This window comes from Brachyspira catarrhinii (assembly GCF_005518285.1).
GTDB lineage: Bacteria > Spirochaetota > Brachyspiria > Brachyspirales > Brachyspiraceae > Brachyspira > Brachyspira catarrhinii.
Genome location: NZ_SJDU01000333.1, coordinates 1 through 2,574 on the forward strand (window position 1 = coordinate 1; position 2,574 = coordinate 2,574).

The 2,574-nt window shown below is 31.0% G+C and carries 3 protein-coding genes; 2 read left to right on the forward strand and 1 reads right to left on the reverse strand.

Annotated elements, in window-relative coordinates:
- Positions 1–3: 3 nt before the first annotated feature.
- Entirely contained in the window at positions 4–1,275 is a 1,272-nt protein-coding gene (gene serS / locus EZH24_RS10145) for a serine--tRNA ligase (RefSeq protein ID WP_137999023.1), read from the forward strand.
- 91 nt (positions 1,276–1,366) lie between these two features.
- On the forward strand, positions 1,367–1,672 hold the full coding sequence (locus EZH24_RS10150; protein ID WP_137999021.1) for a Trp family transcriptional regulator: 306 nt from the start codon (positions 1,367–1,369) through the stop codon (positions 1,670–1,672).
- On the opposite strand, the gene EZH24_RS10155 is transcribed toward EZH24_RS10150, so the two are convergent.
- On the reverse strand, positions 1,658–2,574 hold a 917-nt coding region (locus EZH24_RS10155), incomplete at its 5' end, for a radical SAM protein (RefSeq protein ID WP_137999022.1). The two genes, EZH24_RS10150 and EZH24_RS10155, sit on opposite strands and share 15 nt — an antisense overlap.

Here is a 2,574-nt window from a genome sequence, read left to right on the forward strand (position 1 = left end):
TTTATCGAAAGATTTACTCAATCGATAAACGAATTAGTCGAAGAAAATTTAAGAAAACGAAGAAGCAAAGTTTCATTAGACAAATTAAAATCTTTGGAAAGCGAAAGATTAAAATTATTAAAAGAAGTCGAAAACGACAGAGCGAAAAAAAACGAATCTTCAAAAAAAGTCGGCGAATTAATGAAATCGGGCAAAAAAGAAGACGCGCAAAAAATAAAAGAAGAGATGAAATTATTTGTCGAATCCTTAAATAAAAAAGAAGAAAAATTATCCGAACTCGAAGAAAGAGTCAATAACGAAATACTTTATCTACCGAATATGCTTTCTAACGAAGTGCCTGAAGGAGACGATGAAAAAAGCAATAAAGAAATCATAAGATGGGGAGAGCCAAGAAAATTCGATTTTGAAGTCAAAGACCATGTCGATATTGCGGTTGGACTAAATATACTCGATATTGAAAGAGCGGTTAGAATGTCAAGGACTCGTTTCTCTTTAATGAAAGGAAAAGGAGCTGCGCTTGAAAGAGCTTTGATTAATTTTATGCTTAAAAAACATACAACCGAACATGGCTACACTGAATATATTCCACCGATTTTAGTTAATTCAAAAGCGATGACGGGAACGGGAAATTTGCCGAAGTTTGAAGAAGATTTATTTAAGACTACAGACGACCCCGCTTTATATTTGATACCTACGGCGGAAGTTCCATTAACGAATATTTATAGAGAAGAAATTATACCAGAAAGCATGCTTCCGATTTACGCTACGGCTTATACTCCTTGTTTTCGCTCGGAGGCGGGCTCTTACGGAAGAGATATGAGAGGATTAATAAGGCAGCATCAATTCGATAAAGTCGAACTTGTAAAAGTATGTGCGCCAGATACCTCAAAAATAGAACATGAAAAAATGCTTAAAGACGCCGAAAGTATTTTGCAGGCTTTGGAACTTCCTTATAGAGTGGTAGTTTTGTCTTCGGGAGATATAGGAAACGCCTCTTATAAAACTTTCGATTTGGAAGTATGGCTTCCTTCTCAAAATACATACAGAGAGATTTCAAGCGTAAGCAACTGCTGGGATTATCAGGCTCGCCGAATGCAGATGCGCGTGAAAAGAGGCGGCAAAACGGAATTAGTCCATACTTTAAACGGAAGCGGAATTGCCGTTGGAAGAACTTGGATTGCAATTCTTGAAAATTATCAACAATCGGACGGAAGCGTGATAATTCCCGAAGCTTTAAGAGAATTCACGGGCTTTGATAAGATAGAAAAAGAATAAATAAAAACTAAAATAAACCTTGAAATAATTATTTTACTATATATAATGATATTATATATAGTAATAAAATAAAAAATTAAGGAGAATAAAAATGGAAATCTTGGCTTATATTTTAGCGTCCGAAACAAACGAGGAATTTTTTCAAGAATTATTGAAAGAGCTTTTTACAAAAGACGAAAGAGAGATGATTTGGCAGAGGATGAAAATAGTCACATTGCTCAAAAAAAAGATTCCTCAATACGAAATCGCAAAAATGCTTAACGCGAGTCTATGTTCGATTACAAGAGGAGCGAAAGAACTTAAAAAACCAAATAGCGCGTTATCGTTTATAGTCGACAAATATCTTATGAACGATGAAAATTTTAAGCGGAGTTTACAAAAATCATCGCAACAATAATAAAATAATTTCATCGGCATAATCAAAATAGATTTTTTTAATAGATAAATATTCTTTGGAAATAATAAAATATTCGATATGTTTGTTTATTATTTTAGAATGTTTATCTATAAAATCTTCTTTGAAAAGTTTTTTATAAAATGAAAAATTTATTCCTTTTGCGGTTCTTAAAGATAAAAATATAAATTCTCTTTTTCTTTTTTCTTCGTCCAGATATTCTATATTTTTTGTTGGGAATTTATTTTCGCTTACAATTTCCAAATATTCTTTTATATTCTTTGTATTTTCATATCTGCTATTTTTATAACAGCCGAAAGCTCCAGCGCCGATTCCCAAATAATCTTTCAAATTCCAATAACCGCTATTATGAATCGACTCGTAGCCAGAAACCGCATAATTTGAAATTTCGTATCTTTTAAGTCCAAAATTTTCTATAGTTTCCGCCGCAATATTATAATAATTAACGGAATCCTCTTCGCTTGGCAAAAATTTTTTCCATTTATTTTTAAGAAAGTCGTTAAGCTCCAAATAATATAAAGAAATATGTTTTATTTTTGGTAGCAAATCGAATGCAAAAATTATATCTTTTTTTGATTGGTCTTTATCGTTTAACGGAAGCCCGCATATAAAATCAACCGAAATATTTTTAAGCTCCGATTCGTTTATCAATTTCAAAGCCTTTATAATATCTTCTTTTTTGGTTTGTCTGTTTATTATTTTTAAGCTATCTTCGTTGAAAGTTTGAATTCCAATCGAAAGTCTTATATTTTTTATTTGAGATATAACTTTTAAAGAATCTTCGTTTATATCGTTAATATTGAATTCTATCGTTATTTCTTTTATTTTATCTTTATTATTTATAACATTAAATAATCTCTCAAAAAAATATATAATTTTTGCAT